The sequence below is a fragment of the Leclercia sp. 29361 genome (assembly GCF_011290365.1).
Lineage (GTDB): Bacteria > Pseudomonadota > Gammaproteobacteria > Enterobacterales > Enterobacteriaceae > Enterobacter > Enterobacter tamurae.
Genome location: NZ_CP049786.1, coordinates 1,639,214 through 1,664,467 on the forward strand (window position 1 = coordinate 1,639,214; position 25,254 = coordinate 1,664,467).

The window sequence follows — 25,254 nt, forward strand, 5'->3', positions numbered from 1 at the left end:
ATAGGCCCGCAAAGTGCGTGGTTTTTCGGCAAATGCGGAGTAAGTATTTGATTATCCGTATAAAAATAAATTTTAAAACTTACAAAATGATTTGATTTTTTTCTTCCGACGCTCTCCCGGACAGTTAATTATAATGGAGTATTTCATATAAAAAGTAACAATAACCGTCAGGTCGCCATTATTATAGCTACCAATATTTAACCTTATTATTACAATTAAATTTTATTGCCGTAGAAATAAAAAACGGGGCAATAAAATTGCCCCGTAATATAACGTAGGCGACTGTATACGCCTACTATCTGTAATGTTATGTAACGTTATTTAGCCCAAAAAGCGCTTTTGGCCTTCTGCAATTTCTCATAGGCCTTCAGCAACGACTGGTGAGCGGGGAAGGCTTTCAGATCGCTATCCACCGCCTGGAGGCCGTGGAATGGCGCTTCGCCGCTCAGGGCCGCGCTGGCGTTTTCTACCGCTTCGGCACCGTACATGCGGGTGAAGGCGTTCAGATACTGCAGCGGCTGACGATCCTCTTCCTGGGACAGCAACAGCAGCGTCTGCAGGCAACGGTAGTAGTTCGCACGCTCTGCGCTGAATACCGAGGCGTTGAACTCGATAGTCCACTCGGTCCAGATCAGCGCCTGCTCCAGGTCGCCGCCCGCCAGTGCCAGCATCGCCTTCAGCTCACCGATACGCAGAGTGTACCAGCCGTTGTCTTTGCCCGTCGCCAGGCCCAGCAGCTCGCGCACGCGGGTAAAGTCGTCGTGGCCTTCGTCGTCCAGCTGGGTGATGAGGTTCAGGTAATCCTCTTTCTCCCATGCGCTCTCCGGCAGGGCCAGCAGGGTTTCGCGCAGGTGCGCACCCATGCTGTTATTCGCCAGCCACAAATCTTCCACCGGATAGATATCGGACATGCCCGGGACCAGAATACGGCAGGCATAGACGCTGAGGTGCTCGTAATCCGCGATGTACACTTCCTGGCCTTCGGCAGTGAAGATCGCCATCAGGGTGGCAAACTCTTCTTCCGTGGTGCCGGCGAAGCTCCAGTCAACAAACGGATAATCCGCGTCCTGCTTGAACATATCCCAGGAGATAGAGCCGCTGGAGTCGATGAAGTGCGTCTCCAGGTTGGCGTGCTCAGCCACTTCTTCGTCATCGAAGGTCGGCGGGGTGAACACGTCGAGATCTTTCAGGCTACGACCCTGCAGCAGCTCGGTGACGGTACGCTCCAGCGCTACGCCAAAGTCCGGGTGCGCGCCGAAGGAGGCGAAGCAGGTGCCGTTCGCCGGGTTGAACAGTACCACGCAGATCACCGGGTACTTACCGCCCAGGGAGCCGTCATAGGCAAAGATTGGGAAACCTTCGGCTTCCAGTTTGGCGATAGACTCCACCACGCCCGGGTAGCGGGCCAGCACGTCAGCCGGGATCTCCGGCAGGCTGATGGATTCCGCGATAATGCGGTTCTTAATATGACGCTCAAACACCTCGGACAGGCCCTGAACACGCGCTTCGTTGCGGGTGTTACCGGCGGACATGCCGTTGGAGACATACAGGTTACCGATGATGTTCATCGGAATATAGACGGTTTGCTCATCAGACTGACGGGTAAACGGCAGGGCGCAGATACCGCGATCTTCATTACCTGACTGCAGGTCGATCAGCATGCTGGCGGTCAGCTGATTGTCCAGATCGTAAAACGCGCGCAGGCGATCGTCGAGGATCCCTTCCGGCAGTTCGTCGTCTTCCGTCAGCGGGAACCATTTTTCATTTGGATAGTGAACAAACGGGCCATTCGCCACGGTGTCGCCCAGCCAGAAATCGGCAAAGAAATAGTTGGTGGACAGACGCTCAAAATACTCACCCAGCGCAGAGGCCAGTGCCGCTTTTTTGGTGGCACCTTTACCGTTGGTAAAGCACAGCGCGCACTCTTTATCGCGAATATGCACAGACCAGACGTGAGGGACCGGGTTAAGCCAGGAGGCTTCTTCGATATTAAAGCCCAGGTCGGTCAGTTTTTGCTGGAAGCGAGCGATGGAATCTTCCAGGGCGGCGTCTTTGCCGGGGATAAACGTTTGAGTCATGGCGATCACTTATATCGTACGGAAAGCGCGCAATGATACGGGTTTTACATGGCAGGCGCTATCTCCCCAGCGGTTTCGGCGAAAATAAAAGGCTGGGCTATGCTTATATTCAGTAACCTACTGTAAAGGAATATAAAAAATGAAAGCATTCGATCTTCAACGAATGGCCTTTGATAAAGTACCCGTTGAGTTTTTAGGCGAGGTCGCGCTGCGAAGTCTCTATACCTTTGTACTGGTTTTCCTGTTCCTCAAACTTACAGGGCGGCGCGGCGTGCGTCAGATGTCGCTCTTCGAAGTGTTAATCATTCTGACGCTGGGGTCGGCGGCGGGTGACGTGGCCTTTTATGACGACGTACCGATGATCCCCGTCTTTATCGTTTTTGTCACCCTGGCGTTGCTCTATCGGCTGGTGATGTGGCTGATGTCGAAAAGTGAAAAGCTGGAAGATCTGCTTGAGGGTAAACCGGTCGCCATTGTCGAAGAGGGCAAGCTGGCCTGGGAAAAAGTTAAGCGCGCCAACATGACCGAGTTTGAGTTCTTTATGGAACTGCGGGTGAGCAGCGTCGAGCAGCTTGGACAGGTGAAGCTGGCCATTATGGAGACCAACGGGCAGATAAGCGTCTATTTTTACGACGATGACCAGGTTAAGCCCGGGCTGTGCATATTGCCGGATGAATTTGTGGAACGTTTTATGACAATACCTGAAGTCGGCGACTATGCCTGCCGACGTTGCGGCCATGTTGAGATGCTACAGGCCGGGGCGCATCAATTATGTCCACGCTGCACGAATCCGGAATGGACGAAGGTTAGCCGGGCCAAACGCATCACCTGACAGCCATTTTGTCGGTTTTGTGACAACCCGCTGGCAGAATGTATTGTGTGACGGCGGGCACATTTCCTGGGTCATAAGTTTTAGACATTGCGGCGCGTGTCACTGAATGATAAAACCGATATCCACAGTTATAACTTATGGCTTTTAGCGTGGTGAGGGGAAATGGCTCAGGTCTTTAATTTTAGTTCAGGTCCGGCAATGTTACCGGCGGATGTACTCAAACAGGCTCAACAGGAGCTGTGCGACTGGAACGGTCTTGGCACCTCGGTGATGGAAGTCAGCCACCGTGGTAAAGAGTTTATTCAAGTGGCAGAAGAGGCAGAAGCAGATTTTCGCTTCCTGCTAAATATCCCCTCAAATTACAAAGTATTATTCTGCCACGGCGGCGGACGCGGTCAGTTCGCGGGCATTCCGTTGAACCTGCTGGGTGACAAAACCACCGCGGACTACGTTGATGCCGGTTACTGGGCGGCCAGCGCAGTAAAAGAAGCGCACAAATATTGCTCTCCGAATGTGATCGATGCCAAAGTCACCGTCGACGGTTTACGCGCGGTGAAGCCGATGAGCGAATGGCAGCTCTCCCGGGATGCAGCCTACCTGCACTACTGCCCGAATGAAACCATTGACGGCATCGCCATCCATGAAGAGCCCAACTTTGGCGAGAACGTAGTGGTGACGGCGGACTTCTCCTCTACCATTCTCTCTGCCCCGCTGGATGTCAGCCGCTATGGCGTGATCTACGCCGGCGCGCAGAAAAACATCGGCCCGGCCGGTCTGACCCTGGTGATCGTGCGTGAAGATCTGCTGGGTAAAGCCCACAAATCCTGCCCGTCAATTCTCGATTACACCGTGCTGAACGATAACGACTCCATGTTCAACACTCCGCCGACCTTTGCCTGGTACCTCTCTGGCCTGGTCTTTAAATGGCTGCGAAATAACGGCGGCGTGGCGCAGATGAACAAGATCAACCAGCAGAAATCTGAGCTGCTGTACAGTGTGATCGACGGCAGCGATTTCTACCGCAATGACGTCGCCAAAGCTAACCGCTCCCGCATGAACATCCCGTTCCAGCTGGCCGACAGCAATCTCGATAAACTGTTCCTGGAAGAGTCCTTCGCCGCAGGTCTGCACGCGCTGAAAGGCCACCGTGTGGTGGGCGGAATGCGTGCATCTATTTATAACGCCATGCCGTTCGAAGGCGTTCAGGCCCTGACCGACTTCATGACTGACTTCGAACGTCGCCACGGTTAATTGCGCCCCTGTTTACCCCGCGGCCAGGCTGCGGGGTTTTTATTATGTTGAATTGAGAGTTAAGTTTCATGGAATCCCTGACGTTACAACCTATCGCGCGGGTAGATGGCACCATTAATCTGCCTGGTTCAAAAAGTGTCTCGAACCGCGCCTTGCTGCTGGCAGCGCTGGCCAACGGCACCACTGTTCTCACTAACCTGCTGGACAGCGATGACGTTCGCCATATGCTCAATGCGCTGAAAGCGTTGGGAGTCCACTATACCCTGTCCGCCGATCGCACCCGCTGCGAAGTGACCGGCAATGCCGGGGCCCTGCACTCCGCTGAGGCGCTGGAGCTGTTCCTCGGTAATGCCGGTACGGCAATGCGTCCGCTGGCGGCGGCCCTGTGCCTGGGCAGCAACGACATCGTACTGACCGGCGAGCCGCGCATGAAAGAGCGCCCGATTGGCCACCTGGTGGATGCGCTGCGTCAGGGCGGCGCGCAGATTGAGTATCTGGAACAGGAAAACTATCCGCCGCTGCGTCTGCGCGGTGGCTTTACCGGTGGCGAAGTGGCGGTGGACGGTAGCGTCTCCAGCCAGTTCCTGACCGCGCTGCTGATGACCGCACCGCTGGCGCCGCAGGACACCACTATCACCATCAAAGGTGAGCTGGTTTCCAAACCTTACATCGATATCACTCTGCATCTGATGAAGACCTTTGGCGTAGAAGTTGAAAACCACAGCTACCAGCGTTTCGTGGTGCGCGGTGGGCAGCAGTACCAGACACCAGGTAACTACCTGGTAGAAGGCGATGCCTCATCGGCCTCCTACTTCCTGGCCGCAGGCGCCATTAAAGGCGGCACTGTCAAAGTGACCGGTATCGGCCGCAACAGCGTGCAGGGCGACATTCGCTTTGCCGATGTGCTGGAGAAGATGGGCGCGGTGGTCACCTGGGGCGATGACTTCATCTCCTGTACCCGCGGTGAACTGAACGCTATCGATATGGACATGAACCATATCCCGGATGCGGCGATGACCATTGCCACGGCGGCACTGTTTGCCAAAGGCACCACCACGATGCGTAACATCTATAACTGGCGCGTTAAAGAGACCGATCGCCTGTTCGCGATGGCCACTGAGCTGCGCAAAGTGGGTGCCGAAGTGGAAGAGGGCGAGGACTACATCCGCGTGACGCCACCGGCCCAGCTGCAGGCGGCGGAAATTGGCACCTACAACGACCACCGGATGGCGATGTGCTTCTCGCTGGTGGCGCTGTCGGATACCCCGGTTACCATTCTCGATCCGAAATGCACCGCGAAAACCTTCCCGGACTATTTCGACCAGCTGGCGCGTATCAGTACGCTTGCCTGACGATCCCCTGCCGCACCGCCCGGTGCGGCACTTAATTACTTACACTTCATGACGCTGTCATCGTCCAATTCTTCTACACTCAGCTTCAATCATTCCGTAATTTGCACGCAAAGGTAACAGTTGTGCACGTTGATGCGTATAATGCGCGGCGTTTACACAACGGTATGCCTACTTTAAGGAGAAAAAGATGACGGCAATTGCCCCGGTTATCACCATTGACGGGCCGAGTGGTGCAGGGAAAGGTACCCTGTGCAAAGCAATGGCGGAAGCATTGCAATGGCATCTTTTAGATTCGGGCGCAATCTATCGTGTGCTGGCGCTGGCTGCTCTGCATCACCATGTTGATGTGGCTTCTGAAGAGGCGCTGGTGCCGCTGGCCGCTCATCTGGACGTGCGTTTTGTCTCTACCAACGGCAACCTGGAAGTGATTCTGGAAGGGGAAGACGTCAGCGGTGAGATCCGCACCCAGGACGTGGCGAATGCCGCCTCCCAGGTCGCTGCGTTCCCGCGCGTTCGCGAGGCGCTTTTACGCCGCCAGCGCGCCTTCCGCGATGCACCGGGCCTGATCGCCGACGGACGCGACATGGGCACCGTGGTTTTCCCGGATGCGCCGGTCAAAATTTTCCTCGACGCGTCCTCGGAAGAGCGCGCGCAGCGCCGCATGCTACAGTTGCAGGAAAAGGGCTTTAGTGTTAACTTTGAACGTCTTTTGTCCGAGATAAAAGAACGCGACGACCGCGACCGTAATCGCGCCGTTGCGCCGCTTGTTCCCGCAGATGATGCATTAGTTCTGGATTCTACCAGTTTAACTATTGAGCAAGTGATTGAAAAAGCGCTACAATATGCGCGCCAAAAACTGGCAATCGCGTAATCGCGACAGATTTAGCAGTACCCCCGCTGCAATGGATTGACGGCGGGTATGTGAAACAACCCCATCCGGCATGGAGCCAGGTGGACGTTAATATTAACCTGAAGATTAAACATGACTGAATCTTTTGCTCAACTATTTGAAGAATCCTTAAAAACAATCGAAACCCGTCCGGGTTCCATCGTTCGTGGTGTTGTTGTTGCTATCGACAAAGATATCGTACTGGTTGACGCCGGTCTGAAATCTGAGTCCGCCATTCCGGCAGAGCAGTTCAAAAACGCCCAGGGCGAGCTGGAAATCCAGGTTGGTGACGAAGTTGACGTTGCTCTGGATGCAGTAGAAGACGGCTTCGGTGAAACCCTGCTGTCCCGTGAGAAAGCTAAACGTCACGAAGCTTGGATCACGCTGGAAAAAGCTTACGAAGAAGCTGAAACTGTAGTCGGTGTTATCAACGGCAAAGTTAAAGGTGGCTTCACTGTTGAGCTGAATGGTATTCGTGCGTTCCTGCCAGGTTCACTGGTAGACGTTCGTCCAGTTCGTGACACCCTGCACCTGGAAGGCAAAGAGCTTGAGTTCAAAGTAATCAAGCTTGACCAGAAGCGTAACAACGTTGTTGTTTCCCGTCGTGCCGTTATCGAATCCGAAAACAGCGCAGAACGCGATCAGCTGCTGGAAAACCTGCAGGAAGGCATGGAAGTCAAAGGTATCGTTAAGAACCTCACTGACTACGGCGCATTCGTTGACCTGGGCGGCGTTGATGGCCTGCTGCACATCACCGACATGGCGTGGAAACGCGTTAAGCACCCAAGCGAAATCGTGAACGTGGGCGACGAAATCACTGTTAAAGTGCTGAAGTTCGACCGCGAGCGTACTCGTGTATCCCTCGGCCTGAAACAGCTGGGCGAAGATCCATGGGTTGCTATCGCTAAACGTTACCCAGAAGGTACTAAACTGACTGGTCGCGTTACCAACCTGACCGACTACGGCTGCTTCGTTGAAATCGAAGAAGGCGTTGAAGGCCTGGTGCACGTTTCCGAAATGGACTGGACCAACAAAAACATCCACCCATCCAAAGTTGTTAACGTTGGTGATGTAGTGGAAGTTATGGTTCTGGATATCGACGAAGAACGTCGTCGTATCTCCCTGGGCCTGAAGCAGTGCAAAAACAACCCATGGCAGCAGTTCGCGGAAACCCACAACAAGGGCGACCGTGTTGAAGGTAAAATCAAGTCTATCACTGACTTCGGTATCTTCATCGGCCTGGACGGCGGCATCGACGGCCTGGTTCACCTGTCTGACATCTCCTGGAACGTTGCAGGCGAAGAAGCAGTACGTGAATACAAAAAAGGCGACGAAATCGCAGCAGTTGTTCTGCAGGTTGACGCAGAGCGTGAGCGTATCTCTCTGGGCGTTAAACAGCTCGCAGAAGATCCGTTCAACAACTGGGTTGCACTGAACAAGAAAGGCGCAATCGTAAACGGTAAAGTGACTGCAGTTGACGCGAAAGGCGCAACCGTAGAACTGGCTGACGGCGTTGAAGGCTACCTGCGCGCTTCTGAAGCTTCACGTGACCGCGTTGAAGATGCAACTCTGGTTCTGAGCGTAGGCGACGACGTTGAAGCTAAATTCACCGGCGTTGACCGCAAAAACCGTGCAATCAGCCTGTCTGTTCGTGCTAAAGACGAAGCTGATGAGAAAGATGCAATCGCAACTGTTAACAAACAGGAAGATGCAAACTTCTCTAACAACGCAATGGCTGAAGCTTTCAAAGCAGCTAAAGGCGAATAAGTTACTCGTAGAGTAACTTGACAGATTGCAGGATTCGTCCTGTAATCAATAACAAAGGGCGGCTACGGCCGCCCTTGTTTAAGCTGATTAGCTAATGGGTTTGAAGGAACCGGAGGAATCATGACCAAGTCAGAATTGATTGAAAGACTTGCCAGCCAGCAATCGCACATTCCTGCGAAAGCAGTGGAAGATGCCGTAAAAGAGATGCTGGAGCATATGGCGACCACTCTTGCACAGGGCGAGCGCATTGAAATCCGCGGTTTCGGTAGTTTTTCTCTGCACTATCGTGCTCCACGCACCGGGCGTAACCCGAAGACTGGCGACAAAGTAGAGCTGGAAGGTAAATACGTTCCGCACTTTAAGCCGGGTAAAGAACTGCGCGATCGCGCCAATATTTACGGCGACTGAGTCTGGCCTGCGGGCGAAACTGAGTCATCAAAAGAAAAGCACCTGCGGGTGCTTTTTTTGTTTCTGTATTCCCCGATCCTGAACCGGCACCGCACGTTTTTCGACCGGTTGCTGCAAACCGATCATTTCTCGCCAGCCCTGGCTGCAACCTCACACTTCCATACCTGACATGCTAAACGACCCGGCGCACACTGCTCTGATACAGGGAGGTGTAAATGTGTCTGTCAACGCTCGCGACATGTCTAATCCTGGCCATCTTACCGCTGCTCTGGTTGCCCGTGCTGCCGGCGCTGCCGGTTATCCAGGCCACGATCGTTGCCGGCGTCCTGCTGGCCTTAATTCGCCATCAGATTGCGCGCTATCTGGGCTTCTGTCTGCTCTTTTTTGCCTGGGGCGGGCTGGCAGCGCTGAGCGCAGTCTGGCCGATGCAGCATCTGACCTCCAGCCCGCAGAAGGCTGAGCTGGAGATTGTGGCGACCGGAAGCGACAGGATGTACCAGGCCCGCATCATCCGGCTTAACGGCAGGGCGATGCTGCCCGCACCAGGCGTCACGTTATATGGCAATACGCTGCCGCAGCCGGGCTGTGCCGGGCAACGCTGGAAGATGACCCTGACGCTGCGGCCCGTGCACGGTCAGCTTAACGACGGGGGATTCGATGCCCAGCGCTATGCTCTGGCGCAGCACCAGCCGCTGACCGGGCGTTTTACCCATGCAGAGGTACTGGATGCCCGCTGCAGCTTACGCGCCCGGTATCTTGCCACGCTGACGAATATGCTCTCGTCGTATACCTGGGGGCCGGTTCTGCTGGGCCTTGGCATGGGGGAGCGTCTGGCGGTGACGCCCGACATCAAAAATCTGATGCGGGAAACGGGCACCGCGCATCTGATGGCAATTTCAGGATTGCATATTGCGCTGGCGGCGTCGGTTATCTGGCTGCTGGTACGCAGCATACAATTTTTCGTTCCGGCGCGCTGGGTAGGCTGGCGTGCTCCGCTGGTGGCGGGATTCTGTTTTGCCGCTTTTTACGCCTGGCTCACCGGATTGCAGCCACCCGCGCTGCGCACCGTCGTCTCGCTGGGTGCGTATCTGGCGCTACAGTTGAGCGGCCGTCTCTGGTCGCCATGGCAGATATGGCGGGTTTGCATCGCCGCCATTCTGCTGGTCGACCCGTTGGCGGTGTTATCCCATAGTCTTTTACTGTCGGCCTTTGCGGTGGCGGTGCTCATTTTCTGGTATCAGTGGGTGCCCAGGCCCCGTTTAACCGGGCCATGGGCGATCCAGGCGGTGGTTAATCTGCTGCATCTCCAGCTCGGCATGCTGTTGCTGTTGCTGCCGGTGCAGGTGATGGTCTTTCACGGGTTCAGCCTGTCATCACTGGTTGCGAACCTGGTGGCAGTACCGCTGGTGACCTTTATCTCGGTGCCGCTCATTCTGCTGGGGATGTGGCTGCATCTCGGGATATGGCCGCTGGCGGAAAACGGGGTCTGGACACTGGCGGATGGCTCACTGTCGCTGCTGTTTGGCTTCCTGACCACGCTGCCTGACGGTTGGATCCCGGTCGATAAGCGCTGGCTGTGGCTGACCCTGCTGCCCTGGGTCGTCATTATCGCCTGGCGGATGCGCGGCGCACGAACTTACCCGGTGGTCTGTGTGTCGGCACTGGTGCTGGCAGCCAGTCCGTTATGGCGGGCTAACAAAACGGAAGGGTGGGCGGTGCATATGCTGGATGTCGGGCAGGGGCTGGCAGTGGTAATCGAGCGGCAGGGAAAAGCGATTTTATATGACACCGGGCCTGCATGGCCGGGCGGGGACAGCGCCCAACAGCTAATTATTCCCTGGCTGCGCTGGCACCACCTACGCCCGGAGGGGGTGATTGTCAGCCATGATCATCTGGACCATATTGGTGGGCTGGCGTCGCTACGTCAGGCGTGGCCGAAGATGTGGATACGCAGCCCGCTGCGCCAGAAGGGACATAGAGCCTGTTTTCGCGGTGAGCGCTGGCAGTGGCAGGGGCTGACCTTCAGCGCGCACTGGCCTCTCGCCACCGCACCGCAGCGCGGCAACAACGGCTCCTGCGTTGTAAAAATTGAGGACGGCACCTATAGCCTGTTGTTAACCGGGGATATTGAGGCGCAGGGAGAAAAAGCGATGCTCAGTCATCACTGGCAATATCTTGCGTCTACACTTATCCAGGTGCCGCACCATGGCAGTAATACCTCTTCGTCACTCCCTCTGGTGCAGCGCGTGGGTGGGCGCATCGCCCTGGTGTCTGCATCCCGCTATAACGCGTGGCGACTGCCCTCGAACAAGGTGGCTCGCCGTTACAGAAAGGAGGGGTATCTCTGGTTAGCCACGCCCCGATCTGGACAAATCACTGTGTCGTTTTCGCAACATGGCTGGCAAATCCAACGCTTACGGGATCAAATTTTCCCCCGTTGGTATCATCAGTGGTTTGGCGCGCCCGGAGATAACGGGTAGAATATGCGGCTATTTCAACAAATGCTGGTTTTTTGAATGCATAACGACAAAGATCTCTCCACGTGGCAGACCTTCCGCCGACTCTGGCCGGTGATTGCACCCTTCAGAACGGGCCTTATCGTGGCGGGCGTAGCGTTAATCCTCAACGCAGCCAGCGATACCTTCATGTTATCGCTCCTCAAACCGTTACTGGACGACGGTTTTGGTAAAACGGATCGCTCAGTGTTGCTCTGGATGCCACTGGTGGTTATCGGCCTGATGATTTTACGCGGCATCACCAGCTATATCTCCAGCTACTGCCTCTCGTGGGTATCCGGCAAAGTGGTAATGACCATGCGCCGTCGCCTGTTCAGTCACATGATGGGCATGCCGGTGGCGTTCTTCGACAAGCAGTCGACGGGCACCTTGCTGTCGCGTATTACCTACGACTCCGAGCAGGTAGCTTCCTCCTCCTCCAGCGCACTGATTACCGTGGTGCGTGAAGGGGCCTCGATCATTGGCCTGTTCATCCTGATGTTCTGGTACAGCTGGCAGCTGTCGCTGATCCTGATCGTGCTGGCACCAATTGTGTCGATCGCGATCCGCGTCGTCTCCAAACGTTTCCGCAGCATCAGTAAGAACATGCAGAACACGATGGGGCAGGTGACCACCAGCGCCGAGCAGATGCTGAAAGGGCATAAAGAGGTGCTGATTTTTGGCGGCCAGGAAGTGGAAACCAAGCGCTTCGATAAGGTCAGCAATAAGATGCGTCTGCAGGGGATGAAGATGGTTTCCGCCTCTTCCATCTCCGACCCGATCATTCAGCTTATCGCCTCTCTGGCGCTGGCGTTTGTGCTGTATGCTGCCAGCTTCCCGAGCGTGATGGAAACCTTAACCGCCGGTACCATTACCGTGGTCTTCTCGTCGATGATTGCCCTGATGCGCCCGCTGAAATCGTTAACCAACGTTAACGCCCAGTTCCAGCGCGGGATGGCAGCCTGTCAGACGCTGTTCGCTATTCTCGATTCCGAACAGGAAAAAGACGAAGGTAAGCGCGTCATCGAGCGCTCAACCGGCGATGTGGAGTTCCGCAACGTGACTTTCACCTATCCGGGTCGCGACACGCCTGCTCTGCGTAACATCAATCTGAAAATCCCGGCAGGCAAGACCGTGGCGCTGGTGGGCCGTTCAGGATCCGGTAAATCGACCATCGCCAGCCTGATCACCCGCTTCTATGATATCGATGAAGGCGAGATCCTGATCGATGGTCACGATCTGCGCGAGTATACCCTGCGGTCGCTGCGTAACCAGGTCGCCCTGGTTTCCCAGAATGTGCATCTGTTTAACGACACCGTCGCCAATAACATTGCATATGCCCGTAACGAAGAGTACAGCCGTGAGCAGATTGAAGCGGCGGCGCGGATGGCCTACGCCATGGACTTCATCAATAAGATGGATAACGGCCTGGATACCATTATCGGTGAAAATGGCGTGCTGCTCTCCGGCGGTCAGCGCCAGCGTATCGCCATTGCGCGCGCGCTGCTGCGTGACAGTCCGATCCTGATCCTTGATGAAGCCACTTCGGCGCTGGATACCGAGTCTGAACGTGCTATCCAGTCTGCGCTGGATGAGCTGCAAAAGAACCGTACCTCGCTGGTGATCGCACACCGCCTGTCGACCATCGAAAAAGCCGATGAAATCGTGGTGGTGGAAGATGGTTACATCGTCGAACGCGGCAGCCATACCGACCTGCTGGCGCATCAGGGCGTGTATGCGCAACTTCATAAGATGCAGTTTGGCGCATGATTGCCCGCATCTGGTCCGGTGAGTCTCCGCTCTGGCTGCTGCTGTTGCCGCTCTCCTGGCTGTATGGCCTGGTCAGCGGCCTGATCCGCCTCAGCTATAAAGTGGGGCTCAAACGGGCCTGGCGTGCACCCGTACCGGTGGTGGTGGTGGGGAACCTCACCGCTGGCGGCAACGGTAAAACGCCGGTGGTGATCTGGCTGGTGGAACAGCTGACCCAACGCGGGATCCGCGTGGGGGTCGTCTCCCGGGGATACGGCGGCAAGGCGGAGCGCTATCCGCTGCTGCTGACCGCGCAAACCACCACCGCGGAAGCGGGTGATGAACCGGTGCTGATCTTTCAGCGCACCGGTGCGCCGGTGGCAGTCTCGCCGGTACGTAGTGAGGCGGTTCAGGCCCTGCTAGCCCATGCTGATGTGCAGATGGTGATTACCGACGACGGGCTGCAGCACTACGCTCTGGCCCGGGATAAAGAGATCGTGGTGATTGACGGTGTGCGCCGCTTTGGTAACGGCTGGTGGTTACCCGCCGGGCCGATGCGCGAGCGCGCTTCTCGCCTGCGTTCTGTGGATGCGGTCATCGTCAACGGTGGTACGGCACAGGCGGGGGAAATCCCGATGCAGCTGCGCCCAGGCCTGGCAGTAAATCTGCTGACCGGCGAACGGCGTGACGTCGCTGAACTCCCTGATCTGGTGGCCATGGCCGGTATCGGTCATCCTCCACGCTTTTTCGCGACCCTCGAAGCCTGTGGCGCCCGGCTCCTTAATACGGTGCCGCTGGCCGACCACCAGGCGCTAAGCCTCGAACAGGTTGCCGGCTTTACCGCTCCCGGTCAGACGCTGATCATGACCGAAAAAGATGCGGTGAAATGCCGGGCATTTGCCCGCGATAACTGGTGGTATTTGCCGGTTGACGCTGAACTGCAGGGCGAACAGCCCGAACAACTCCTGCAGGCGCTGATTGCGCTGGCAGAAGAGGTTTCCCCGCGCACTCATTAACAGGAGATGGCATGGCTTTACCGCAACTTACGCTTTCAGCCGCACGTCATCTTCATCTCGCCGCGCAGGGGCTTTTGAAAAAGCCCCTGCGCGGCGCGCAGCCCGCCGATATTCTTACTACCATCCAGCGCATGTCGCTTCTGCAAATCGACACCATCAATATCGTTGCCCGCAGCCCGTATCTGGTGCTGTTCAGCCGTCTCGGCCACTATCAGCCCGCATGGCTGGATAACGCCCTGCGTCAGGGCGAGCTGATGGAGTACTGGGCGCACGAAGCATGCTTTCTGCCGCGCAGCGATTTTGCGCTGGTGCGTCACCGGATGCTCTCCCCCGACAAAATGGGCTGGAAATACCGTCAGGCATGGATGCAGGAGCACGCGGAGGAGATTGAGCAGCTGATCGGCCTTATTCAGGAGAAGGGCCCGGTGCGTTCCGCTGATTTCGAACATCCCCGCAAAGGCACCAGCGGATGGTGGGAGTGGAAGCCGCATAAACGTCATCTTGAGGGGTTGTTTACCGCCGGAAAGGTGATGGTGGTTGAAAGGCGAAACTTCCAGCGCGTCTACGATCTCACGCACCGGGTGATGCCGGAGTGGGATGACAGCCGGGATATGCTGACCCAGGCGGCGGCCGAAGCTGTAATGCTGGAAAACAGCGCCCGCAGCTTAGGCATTTTCCACGCCCGGTGGTTGGCCGATTATTATCGCCTGCGTCAGCCGGTGCTGGCTCCGCTGCTTGAGCGCTGGCAGGCGCAGCAGCAGGTAGTGCGTGTCGAGGTAGAGACGCTGGGAGAGATGTGGCTGCATGCCGATCTGCTGCCGCTGCTTCCTCTTGCAGAGGAAGGCAAGCTCACCGCCACCCACAGCGCCGTCCTGTCGCCCTTTGATCCTGTCGTCTGGGATCGCAAGCGTGCGGAGCAGCTGTTTAACTTCAGTTACCGTCTGGAGTGCTACACCCCGGCCCCGAAACGTCAGTACGGCTATTTCGTCCTGCCACTGCTGCACAAAGGGCAACTGGTGGGGCGGATGGATGCCAAAATGCACCGCAAAACCGGCGAGCTGCAGATTATCGCTCTCTTTCTGGAAGAGGGTGTCCGGGTCAGTGCCGGGCTGGAAAAGGGGCTCACTGCCGCAATCAGCGACTTTGCGGGCTGGCAGGGGGCAACACGGATCGCGCTGGGCCATCTTCCTGACGGACTTTTTGCTGCCTGTCGACGTGGCTGGGAAATAGACGCGGTCTGAAAAAGGAATATGGTAAGCTTTACCGATCATTGATACGGAGGAACTATGGATCACCGTTTACTGGAAATTATTGCCTGCCCGGTGTGCAACGGCAAACTTTACTACAGCCAGGATAAGCAAGAGTTAATCTGCAAACTGGACAACCTTGCCTTCCCCCTGCGCGACGGCATTCCCGTCCTGCTGGAGACCGAAGCCCGTTCGCTGGCGGCAGAAGAGAGCAAACCATGAGTTTTGTTGTCATTATCCCGGCGCGTTTCGCCTCCACGCGCCTGCCGGGCAAACCGCTGGTCGACATCAACGGTAAGCCGATGATTGTCCACGTGCTGGAACGTGCGCGTGAGTCCGGCGCAGACCGCATTATTGTCGCCACCGATCACGAAGAGGTGGCGCGTGCGGTTGAAGCGGCGGGCGGCGAAGTGTGCATGACTCGCGCCGATCACCAGTCCGGTACCGAACGTCTGGCGGAAGTGGTGGAAAAATGCGGCTTCAGCGACGACACGGTGATTGTTAACGTGCAGGGCGATGAGCCAATGATCCCGGCGGTCATTATTCGCCAGGTGGCAGAAAACCTCGCCCAGCGTCAGGTGGGTATGGCGACGCTGGCCGTGCCGGTGCACAGTGCCGAAGAGGCGTTCAACCCGAACGCCGTGAAAGTGGTGCTGGACGCCGAAGGCTATGCGCTCTATTTCTCCCGGGCGACTATTCCCTGGGATCGCGACCGTTTTGCTGAGTCCCGGGAAGCAATTGGCGACAACATCCTGCGTCATCTGGGCATTTATGGCTATCGCGCCGGCTTTATTCGCCGTTACGTGACCTGGCAGCCGAGCCCGCTGGAAAACATCGAAATGCTCGAGCAGCTGCGCGTGCTGTGGTACGGCGAGAAGATCCATGTTGCCGTGGCGCAGGAAGTTCCGGGTACAGGCGTTGATACGCCAGAGGATCTCGCCCGCGTTCGCGCTGAGATGCGTTAATCCCCGCCATCCCCTCGCCTGAGGGGATGTTTTATCTTCTCTATTTCTTCTCAGAATCGCCTCATAAGAGTGACATCCGCCCGTCAGACGCTCATTATAAAAGCAGTAGTCTTAATGGGGGGTAATCTCAAATGGAACAGCTACGTGCCGAACTCAGCCATCTGCTGGGTGAAAAACTGAGCCGTGTGGAATGCGTGCATGAAAAGGCGGATACCACGCTGTGGTCGTTGTATGACAGTCAGGGAAACCCCATGCCGTTACTGGCGCGAAGCTTCTCTTCACCGGATGTTGCCCGACAGCTGGCGTGGAAAATCTCCATGCTGGCCCGCAGCGGTACGGTCAGAATGCCGACCGTCTATGGCGTGATGACCCACGAAGAACACCCGGGGCCTGATGTGTTGCTGCTCGAGCGCCTGCGCGGCGTGCCGGTCGAAGCGCCGGCCCGCACCCCGGAACGCTGGGAACAGCTTAAGGATCAGATTGTCGAGGCGCTGCTGGCCTGGCACCGGATGGACAGCGGGGGGCTGGTGGGGGCGGTGGACAGCACCCAAGAGAACCTCTGGCCGCTCTGGTATCGCCAGCGGGTTGAGGTCCTGTGGGGAACGTTAAACCAGTACCGCAACACCGGCCTGACCATGCAGGACAAACGGATCCTGTTTCGGACCCGGGAATGCCTGCCCGGCCTGTTTAAAGGCTTCAACGACAACAGCGTGCTGAGCCACGGCAACTTTACCCTGCGCAGTATGCTTAAGGATCCGCGCAGCGATCAGCTGCTGGCGATGGTCGGGCCGGGGGTGATGCTGTGGGCCCCGCGGGAGTTTGAACTGTTTCGGCTGAGTGAGGGCGGGCAGGCAGAAGATCTGCTCTGGCACTATCTGCAGCGCGCGCCGGTCTCAGAGTCATTCCTCTGGCGGCGCTGGCTGTATCTGCTGTGGGACGAAGTGGCGCAGCTGGTCAATACCGGGCGTTTTAACCGCGCCAACTTCGACCTGGCGTCGAAATCACTGCTCCCCTGGCTCGCCTGACGGGGCTTTAAGCCACTGCCAGACGCGTCCGAGCGTCTCGTAACCCACGCGATCGCTGTGCATCAGCCAGACCGGGGACGGAATAATCCGTTCCCAGAGGTTGAGCGGCGCGCTAATTGCCAGTTGGTTAGCTGGGGCGGGCAGGGGATGTAATCCCTGCTGTTCAAAAAAGATCATCGCCCGCGGAAGATGCGAGGCGGAGGTCACCAGCAGGAACGGGGCATCGCCGATCGCCTGCTTCACCGCTGCGGCTTCCTCTTCGGTATCTTTCGGGCTGTCGAGGGTGATGATCTCCTCGCGCGGTACCCCCAGCGACTGCGCCACGCGCGCCCCGGCTTCAGCGGTACTCACCGGGTTGTTTTGCGCTGCCGCCCCGGTGAAGATCATCTTCGAGCCGGGATTCGCCAGCCACAGGCGCATCCCTTCATTGAGTCGCGGCAGGCTGTTGTTAATCAGATTAGAGCTGGGCGCCCAGTCAGGATCCCAGGTGTAACCCCCGCCGAGTACCACGATGTACTCAACTTTTTGATTTCCCTGCCAGGTCGGGTACTTATTTTCCACCGGACGTAACAACCCGTCCGCCACCGGCTGCAGGCTCAGCAGCAGGAGCACCAGCCAGCCTGCCGTGGTAATAATTTTACCGGTTCTCTGAAAGCGGCTAAACCACAGCAACCCCAGGCCCAGCGCGATACACAGCAGAATAAGAGGGAGGGGAAGCATCATGCCGCCAATATATTTTTTTAGGGTAAAAAGCATCCTTTCTGGCTCCTTTTTTGACCATACAGCTGAGGATTGTTAGCGATATTACACCAGAGAGGTTCATTCTCCGCCCGGCTGTGACAAAATAGCGGTTTTGCAGTGAGCGGGTGGAGTTCTCCCAATGCGGGATCGCAATTTTGATGACATCGCGGAAAAGTTTGCCCGCAATATTTATGGCACGACCAAGGGCCAGTTGCGTCAAACGATCCTCTGGCAGGATCTGGACATCCTGCTCGCCCGCTTTGGGCCGAAAAAATTGCGCGTCCTTGACGCCGGCGGCGGTGAAGGTCAGACGGCGATAAAAATGGCCGAGCGTGGACACCACGTCATCCTCTGCGACCTGTCAGCAGAGATGATCGCCCGGGCTGAAAGCGCGGCGATGGAGAAAGGTGTGAGCGATAACATGCAATTTATACATTGCGCCGCTCAGGACATCGCTCAACATTTGGAAAGCCCGGTTGATCTGATATTGTCTCATGCGGTGCTGGAGTGGGTGGCCGACCCCCAGGCGCTGTTGCAGACGCTATGGTCGATACTGCACCCCGGCGGCGCGTTGTCGCTGATGTTTTACAATGCCAACGGCCTGCTGATGCGTAACGTGCTGGTGGGTAATTTTGGCTATGTGCAGCAGGGCATGTACAAAAAGAAACGGCGCACGCTTTCACCGGACTTTCCGCGCGATCCGCAGCAGGTCTACGGCTGGCTGGAAGCGATGGGCTGGGAGATCGCCGGGAAAACCGGCATCAGGGTGTTTCACGACTATTTGCGTGATAAACAAAAGCAGCATGAGTGTTTTGACGCCCTGACAGAATTAGAGACGCGGTACTGTCGCCAGGAGCCCTGGATCAGCCTTGGCCGCTACATACACGTCACCGCGCACAAGCCGCAGAGCAAGGATAACTTATGAGTGAATTTTCCCAGACAGTCCCCGAGCTGGTTGCCTGGGCCCGAAAAAACGATTTCTCCCTCTCGCTGCCGGTAGACAGACTCTCTTTTCTGCTGGCGGTTGCCACGCTGAACGGCGAACGGCTGGATGGAGAAATGAGCGAGGGCGAACTGGTGGATGCGTTCCGCCATGTCAGTGATGCGTTTGAGCAAACCAGCGAAACCATTAATGTGCGTGCCAATAACGCGATTAACGATATGGTGCGTCAACGTCTGCTGAACCGCTTTACCAGCGAACTGGCGGAAGGGAACGCCATCTATCGCCTGACGCCACTGGGCATTGGCATCACCGACTATTACATTCGCCAGCGTGAATTCTCGACCCTGCGCCTCTCGATGCAGCTCTCCATTGTGGCGGGCGAACTGAAGCGTGCGGCGGATGCCGCTGATGAAAACGGCGACGAGTTCCACTGGCACCGCAACGTCTACGCGCCGCTGAAATACTCGGTGGCCGAAATTTTCGACAGCATCGATCTGACCCAGCGCATTATGGATGAGCAGCAGCAGCTGGTGAAAGACGACATCGCCCAGCTGCTGAACAAAGACTGGCGGGCGGCGATCTCCAGCTGTGAAATGTTGCTGTCAGAAACCTCCGGCACCCTGCGTGAACTGCAGGATACGCTGGAAGCCGCGGGCGACAAGCTGCAGGCCAACCTGCTGCGCATCCAGGATGCCACCCTGGCCCATGACAACCTGCATTTTGTCGATCGGCTGGTCTTCGACCTGCAGAGCAAACTCGACCGCATTATCAGCTGGGGCCAGCAGGCCATTGACCTGTGGATCGGCTACGACCGCCATGTGCATAAATTTATCCGTACCGCCATCGATATGGATAAAAACCGCGTCTTTGCCCAGCGTCTGCGCCAGTCGGTCCAGACCTACTTCGATGCGCCATGGGCGCTGACCTACGCCAGCGCCGACCGTCTGCTCGATATGCGTGACGAAGAGATGAGCCTGCGGGACGAAGAGGTGACCGGTGAACTGCCGGCAGACCTGGAATATGAAGAGTTTAACGAAATACGGGAACAGCTTGCCGCGATGATCGAGGAGCAGTTGGCGATCTTCAAAGCCAAAAATACCCCGCTGGATCTCGGTCTGGTGGTGCGCGACTACCTCGCACAATACCCACGTGCGCGCCATTTTGATATCGCCCGCATCGTGGTCGATCAGGCGGTACGCCTGGGCGTCGCGCAAGCAGATTTCACCGGCCTGCCGCCGAAGTGGCAGCCGATTAACGATTACGGAGCCAAGGTACAGGCGCATGTCATTGACAAATATTGAACACGTGATGCCCGCTAAGCTGGCACTGGCGCTGGCAAATCCGATCTTTCCGGCGCTGGACAGCCAGCTGCGTGCCGGTCGTCACATTGGTCTCGACGAGCTGGATAATCACGCCTTTTTGATGGATTTCCAGGAATATCTGGAAGAGTTTTATGCCCGCTATAACGTGGAGCTGATCCGCGCCCCGGAAGGTTTCTTCTACCTGCGCCCGCGCTCCACCACGCTTATTCCGCGTTCGGTGCTGTCCGAGCTGGACATGATGGTCGGCAAAATTCTCTGCTACCTCTATCTCAGCCCGGAGCGTCTGGCTAATGAAGGCATCTTCACCCAGCAGGAGCTCTATGACGAGCTGATGACGCTGGCAGACGAAGGCAAACTGCTGAAGCTGGTGAACAACCGCTCCACCGGTTCCGACGTTGACCGTCAGAAGTTACAGGAAAAAGTTCGCTCCTCCCTGAACCGTCTGCGCCGTCTGGGGATGGTGTGGTTTATGGGCCACGACAGCAGTAAATTCCGCATCACGGAATCGGTATTCCGCTTCGGCGCCGACGTGCGCGTGGGCGATGACGCCCGTGAAGCGCAGCTGCGCATGATCCGCGATGGCGAAGCGATGCCGGTGGAAAACCACCTGCAGCTCAATGATGAGCATGAAGACAATCAGCCGGATAGCGGGGAGGAAGAGTAATGATTGAACGCGGTAAATTTCGCTCACTGACGCTGATTAACTGGAACGGTTTCTTTGCCCGCACCTTTGATCTCGATGAGCTGGTAACCACGCTCTCGGGCGGGAACGGGGCCGGAAAATCCACCACCATGGCGGCGTTCGTCACCGCCCTGATCCCGGATCTGACGCTGCTGCACTTCCGTAACACCACCGAAGCCGGTGCGACCAGCGGCTCCCGCGATAAGGGTCTGCACGGTAAGCTGAAGGCGGGTGTCTGTTATTCGGTGCTGGACGTGATCAACTCCCGTCACCAGCGCGTGGTCGTCGGCGTACGTCTGCAGCAGGTCGCCGGGCGCGACCGTAAGGTGGACATCAAGCCGTTCGCCATTCAGGGTCTGCCAACGTCCGTTCAGCCGACTTCGCTGTTAACGGAAACCCTGAACGACCGCCAGGCGCGCGTGCTGACGCTTCAGGAGCTGAAAGACAAGCTGGAAGCCATCGAAGGCGTGCAGTTTAAGCAGTTCAACTCGATCACCGAATACCACTCCCTGATGTTCGATCTGGGCGTAGTGGCGCGTCGTCTGCGTTCGGCCTCGGATCGTAGTAAATACTATCGCCTAATTGAGGCCTCGCTGTACGGCGGGATCTCCAGCGCCATTACCCGCTCCCTGCGCGACTACCTGTTGCCGGAGAACAGCGGCGTGCGCAAAGCCTTCCAGGATATGGAAGCGGCGCTGCGTGAAAACCGCATGACGCTGGAAGCCATTCGCGTCACCCAGTCGGACCGCGACCTGTTCAAGCATCTGATCAGCGAAGCCACCAACTATGTGGCTGCTGACTATATGCGCCATGCCAACGAGCGACGCATTCATCTGGATCAGGCCCTTGAGTATCGCCGCGAGCTGTTTACCTCGCGCCAGCAGCTGGCGTCCGAGCAGTACAAGCACGTCGAGATGGCCCGCGAGCTGTCCGAGCATAACGGGGCAGAAGGGGATCTGGAGGCCGATTATCAGGCTGCCAGCGATCATCTGAACCTGGTGCAAACCGCGCTGCGTCAGCAGGAAAAAATTGAGCGCTACGAAGCGGATCTCGATGAACTGCAAATTCGTCTGGAAGAGCAGAACGAAGTGGTGGCCGAAGCCGCCGACAAGCAGGAAGAGAACGAAGGCCGCGCCGAAGCCGCCGAGCTGGAAGTGGATGAGCTGAAAAGCCAGCTTGCCGACTATCAGCAGGCGCTGGACGTTCAGCAAACCCGCGCCATTCAGTACAACCAGGCCCTGCAGGCCCTGCAGCGCGCGAAAGATCTCTGCCATCTGCCGGATCTGACTCCGGAGAGCGCCGATCAGTGGCTGGAAACCTTCCAGGCGAAAGAGCAGGAAGCTACCGAGAAGCTGCTGAATCTCGACCAGAAAATGAGCGTGGCGCAAACCGCGCACAGCCAGTTTGAACAGGCGTATCAGCTGGTGGCGGCGATTAACGGCCCGCTGGCGCGCAGTGAAGCCTGGAGCGTGGCCCGCGAGCTGCTGCGTGATGGCGTCAACCAGCGTCATCAGGCGGAACAGGTTCAGCCGCTGCGTATGCGTCTGAACGAACTGGAACAGCGTCTGCGGGAACAGCAGGAGGCGGAACGTCTGCTGGCTGAATTCTGTAAGCGCCAGGGCAAACGGATTGATATCGAGGATCTGGAAGCCCTGCATCAGGAGCTGGAAGCCCGTATCGCGTCGCTGTCTGACAGCGTCTCCAGCGCCAGCGAGCAGCGCATGCAGCTGCGCCAGGAGCTGGAACAGCTACAGTCACGCATTCAGAACCTGATGCAGCGCGCCCCGATCTGGCTGGCAGCCCAGAGCAGCCTGAGCCAGCTCAGCGAGCAGTGCGGCGAGGAGTTCGAATCCAGTCAGGAGGTGACAGAGTACCTTCAGCAGCTGCTGGAGCGTGAACGCGAAGCCATCGTTGAGCGTGATGAAGTGGGCGCGCGCAAACGTGCCGTCGACGAAGAAATTGAGCGCCTGAGCCAGCCGGGCGGGGCAGAAGATGCACGCCTGAACACCCTGGCAGAACGTTTTGGCGGCGTGCTGCTGTCCGAAATCTACGACGACGTCAGCCTCGAAGATGCACCGTACTACTCGGCGCTGTATGGCCCGTCCCGCCACGCTATCGTGGTGCCGGATCTTTCGCTGATCGCCGACCAGCTCGAAGGTCTGGAAGATTGCCCGGAAGATCTCTATCTGATCGAAGGGGATCCGCAGTCGTTCGATGACAGCGTCTTTGGCGTCGACGAGCTGGAAAAAGCGGTGGTGGTGAAAATCGCCGATCGACAGTGGCGTTATTCGCGCTTCCCGACGCTGCCGCTGTTTGGCCGCGCCGCGCGTGAAAGCCGCATTGAGAGCCTGCACGCCGAGCGCGAAACGCTGTCAGAACGTTTTGCCACGCTGTCGTTTGATGTGCAAAAAACCCAGCGTCTGCACCAGGCGTTCAGCCGCTTTATCGGCAGCCATCTGGCAGTAGCCTTTGATGCCGATCCGGAAGCGGAGATCCGCAAACTCACCACCCGCCGTGGTGAACTGGAACGCGCCATCTCTAACCACGAGAATGACAACCAGCAAAGCCGGGTGCAGTTCGAACAGGCCAAAGAGGGCGTCGCGGCGCTTAACCGCATCCTGCCGCGCCTCAACCTGCTGGCGGATGACACCCTCGCCGATCGCGTGGATGAGATCCAGGAGCGCCTCGACGACGCGCAGGAAGCCGCGCGCTTTGTGCAGCAGCACGGCAACCAGCTGGCGAAGCTGGAGCCGATGCTCTCCGTTCTGCAGAGCGATCCGGAACAGTTTGAACAGCTGAAAGAAGATTACGCCTGGTCCCAGCAGGTTCAGCGTGAAGCCCGTCAGCAGGCGTTTGCCCTGACCGAAGTGGCCCAGCGTCGGGCGCACTTCAGCTACTCCGATTCGGCGGAAATGCTGAACGGCAACAGCGATCTGAACGAGAAGCTGCGCCACCGTCTGGAGCAGGCGGAAACGGAACGTACTCGCGCCCGTGAGGCGATGCGTAGCCACGCCGCGCAGCTGAGCCAGTACAGCCAGGTGCTGGCGTCGCTGAAAAGCTCCTTTGATACCAAGAAAGAGTTGCTGACTGACCTGCACAAAGAGCTGCAGGATATCGGTGTTCGGGCCGACAACGGGGCAGAGGAGCGGGCGCGTATTCGTCGTGACGAACTGCATGCCCAGCTCAGCAACAACCGTGCCCGCCGCAATCAGCTGGAAAAAGCGCTGACCTTCTGCGAGGCGGAGATGGATAACCTCACCCGTCGTCTGCGCAAGCTGGAACGCGATTACCACGAGAAGCGCGAGCAGGTCGTTACTGCCAAAGCGGGCTGGTGTGCTGTGATGCGGATGGTGAAAGACAACGGCGTTGAACGTCGTCTGCACCGCCGCGAGCTGGCCTATCTCTCCGGGGATGAGCTGCGCTCTATGTCGGATAAGGCGCTCGGTGCGCTGCGTCTGGCGGTGGCGGATAACGAACACCTGCGCGATGTGCTGCGCATGTCGGAAGATCCAAAACGCCCTGAACGCAAAATTCAGTTCTTCGTAGCGGTGTATCAGCACCTGCGCGAGCGTATTCGCCAGGACATTATCCGTACCGATGACCCGGTTGAAGCCATTGAACAGATGGAGATCGAGCTGGGCCGTCTGACGGAAGAGCTCACCTCCCGCGAGCAGAAGCTGGCGATCAGCTCCCGCAGCGTGGCCAACATCATCCGTAAAACGATCCAGCGCGAGCAGAACCGTATTCGTCAGCTGAACCAGGGCCTGCAGAGCGTCTCCTTCGGCCAGGTCAACAGCGTGCGACTGAACGTCAACGTGCGTGAAGCCCACGCCACGTTGCTGGACGTGCTGGCTGAACAGCACGAGCAGCATCAGGATCTGTTCAACAGCAACCGCCTGACCTTCTCCGAAGCGCTGGCGAAGCTGTATCAGCGTCTGAACCCGCAGATTGATATGGGCCAGCGCACGCCGCAAACCATCGGCGAGGAGCTGCTGGACTACCGCAACTATCTCGAGATGGAAGTGGAAGTTAACCGTGGCTCCGACGGCTGGCTGCGTGCGGAATCCGGCGCCCTGTCGACCGGGGAAGCGATCGGTACCGGGATGTCGATTCTGGTGATGGTGGTGCAGAGCTGGGAAGATGAATCCCGTCGCCTGCGTGGCAAGGATATCTCGCCATGCCGCCTGCTGTTCCTCGATGAAGCCGCGCGTCTGGATGCCCGTTCCATCGCCACGCTGTTTGAACTGTGCGACCGTCTGGATATGCAGCTGATTATCGCGGCGCCGGAGAACATCAGTCCGGAGAAAGGCACCACCTATAAACTGGTGCGTAAGGTCTACCAGAACAGCGAGCACGTTCACGTTGTCGGCCTGCGCGGCTTTGCCCCGCAACCGCCGGAATCGCTTCCAGGAACGGCTGACGCCTCCTGACGATTCTGAAAGTTACCCATGGCGGCCTCCTGGCCGCCTTTTTTTATTCCTTGAGCTTGTAC

The 25,254-nt window shown here is 57.4% G+C and carries 19 protein-coding genes; 17 read left to right on the forward strand and 2 right to left on the reverse strand.

Annotated elements, in window-relative coordinates:
• Positions 1-317: 317 nt before the first annotated feature.
• Entirely contained in the window at positions 318-2,078 is a 1,761-nt protein-coding gene (gene ycaO, locus G7090_RS07710) for a 30S ribosomal protein S12 methylthiotransferase accessory factor YcaO (protein WP_106992581.1), read from the reverse strand.
• Between the two features lie 139 nt (positions 2,079-2,217).
• On the opposite strand from ycaO, the gene G7090_RS07715 reads away from it, so the two are divergent.
• The 13 genes from G7090_RS07715 to G7090_RS07775 all read left to right on the forward strand — a co-directional run bounded on the left by G7090_RS07715 (position 2,218) and on the right by G7090_RS07775 (position 17,074).
• Positions 2,218-2,910, forward strand: coding sequence for a DUF421 domain-containing protein (locus tag G7090_RS07715; protein ID WP_166182022.1), 693 nt, complete (start codon positions 2,218-2,220; stop codon positions 2,908-2,910).
• Positions 2,911-3,072: 162 nt separating this feature from the next.
• On the forward strand, positions 3,073-4,161 hold the full coding sequence (gene serC, locus G7090_RS07720; protein ID WP_106992583.1) for a 3-phosphoserine/phosphohydroxythreonine transaminase: 1,089 nt from the start codon (positions 3,073-3,075) through the stop codon (positions 4,159-4,161).
• 68 nt (positions 4,162-4,229) lie between these two features.
• Positions 4,230-5,513, forward strand: a complete 1,284-nt coding sequence (gene aroA / locus G7090_RS07725; protein ID WP_106992584.1) for a 3-phosphoshikimate 1-carboxyvinyltransferase — start codon at positions 4,230-4,232, stop codon at positions 5,511-5,513.
• Between the two features lie 187 nt (positions 5,514-5,700).
• Positions 5,701-6,384 carry a (d)CMP kinase gene (gene cmk, locus G7090_RS07730; protein ID WP_032617356.1) on the forward strand — a complete coding sequence of 228 codons (684 nt, stop codon included), beginning with the start codon at positions 5,701-5,703 and terminating at the stop codon, positions 6,382-6,384.
• Positions 6,385-6,495: 111 nt separating this feature from the next.
• Positions 6,496-8,169, forward strand: a complete 1,674-nt coding sequence (gene rpsA / locus G7090_RS07735) for a 30S ribosomal protein S1 (protein ID WP_004860074.1) — start codon at positions 6,496-6,498, stop codon at positions 8,167-8,169.
• A 120-nt stretch (positions 8,170-8,289) separates the two neighbouring features.
• A complete protein-coding gene (ihfB, locus tag G7090_RS07740) occupies positions 8,290-8,577 on the forward strand; it encodes an integration host factor subunit beta (RefSeq protein ID WP_032617358.1) in 288 nt (95 codons plus the stop codon).
• Positions 8,578-8,792: 215 nt separating this feature from the next.
• The gene (locus G7090_RS07745; protein WP_166182023.1) at positions 8,793-11,057 is read left to right on the forward strand and encodes a ComEC family protein; all 2,265 of its coding nucleotides are present in this window, start codon (positions 8,793-8,795) and stop codon (positions 11,055-11,057) included.
• Positions 11,058-11,093: 36 nt separating this feature from the next.
• Complete coding sequence (msbA, locus tag G7090_RS07750; protein WP_106992586.1) at positions 11,094-12,842, forward strand: lipid A ABC transporter ATP-binding protein/permease MsbA; 1,749 nt, start codon at positions 11,094-11,096, stop codon at positions 12,840-12,842.
• The gene (gene lpxK / locus G7090_RS07755; RefSeq protein WP_166182024.1) at positions 12,839-13,837 is read left to right on the forward strand and encodes a tetraacyldisaccharide 4'-kinase; all 999 of its coding nucleotides are present in this window, start codon (positions 12,839-12,841) and stop codon (positions 13,835-13,837) included. The genes msbA and lpxK overlap by 4 nt, the downstream gene beginning before the upstream one ends.
• Before the next feature lie 11 nt (positions 13,838-13,848).
• Complete coding sequence (locus G7090_RS07760) at positions 13,849-15,078, forward strand: winged helix-turn-helix domain-containing protein (protein ID WP_166182025.1); 1,230 nt, start codon at positions 13,849-13,851, stop codon at positions 15,076-15,078.
• Positions 15,079-15,123: 45 nt separating this feature from the next.
• On the forward strand, positions 15,124-15,306 hold the full coding sequence (gene ycaR, locus G7090_RS07765; RefSeq protein ID WP_106992589.1) for a protein YcaR: 183 nt from the start codon (positions 15,124-15,126) through the stop codon (positions 15,304-15,306).
• Positions 15,303-16,049 (forward strand): 3-deoxy-manno-octulosonate cytidylyltransferase, encoded by a 747-nt coding sequence (gene kdsB / locus G7090_RS07770; protein ID WP_166182026.1) that lies wholly within the window; start codon positions 15,303-15,305, stop codon positions 16,047-16,049. The genes ycaR and kdsB overlap by 4 nt, the downstream gene beginning before the upstream one ends.
• 131 nt (positions 16,050-16,180) lie before the next feature.
• A complete protein-coding gene (locus G7090_RS07775; RefSeq protein WP_166182027.1) occupies positions 16,181-17,074 on the forward strand; it encodes a YcbJ family phosphotransferase in 894 nt (297 codons plus the stop codon).
• On the opposite strand, the gene elyC is transcribed toward G7090_RS07775, so the two are convergent.
• On the reverse strand, positions 17,051-17,830 hold the full coding sequence (elyC, locus tag G7090_RS07780; RefSeq protein WP_166182028.1) for an envelope biogenesis factor ElyC: 780 nt from the start codon (positions 17,828-17,830) through the stop codon (positions 17,051-17,053). The two genes, G7090_RS07775 and elyC, sit on opposite strands and share 24 nt — an antisense overlap.
• A gap of 124 nt (positions 17,831-17,954) precedes the next feature.
• Between elyC and cmoM the strand changes: the two genes are divergently transcribed.
• Genes cmoM through mukB form a run of 4 tightly spaced genes read left to right on the forward strand, consistent with a single transcriptional unit; the run spans position 17,955 to position 25,192 of the window.
• Positions 17,955-18,740, forward strand: coding sequence for a tRNA uridine 5-oxyacetic acid(34) methyltransferase CmoM (gene cmoM, locus G7090_RS07785; RefSeq protein ID WP_166182029.1), 786 nt, complete (start codon positions 17,955-17,957; stop codon positions 18,738-18,740).
• The gene (gene mukF, locus G7090_RS07790) at positions 18,737-20,059 is read left to right on the forward strand and encodes a chromosome partition protein MukF (protein ID WP_106992594.1); all 1,323 of its coding nucleotides are present in this window, start codon (positions 18,737-18,739) and stop codon (positions 20,057-20,059) included. Before cmoM ends, mukF begins: the two co-directional genes overlap by 4 nt.
• Positions 20,040-20,744 (forward strand): chromosome partition protein MukE, encoded by a 705-nt coding sequence (gene mukE, locus G7090_RS07795; RefSeq protein ID WP_106992595.1) that lies wholly within the window; start codon positions 20,040-20,042, stop codon positions 20,742-20,744. The genes mukF and mukE overlap by 20 nt, the downstream gene beginning before the upstream one ends.
• Positions 20,744-25,192, forward strand: a complete 4,449-nt coding sequence (gene mukB, locus G7090_RS07800) for a chromosome partition protein MukB (RefSeq protein ID WP_166182030.1) — start codon at positions 20,744-20,746, stop codon at positions 25,190-25,192. Before mukE ends, mukB begins: the two co-directional genes overlap by 1 nt.
• Positions 25,193-25,254: the final 62 nt, after the last annotated feature.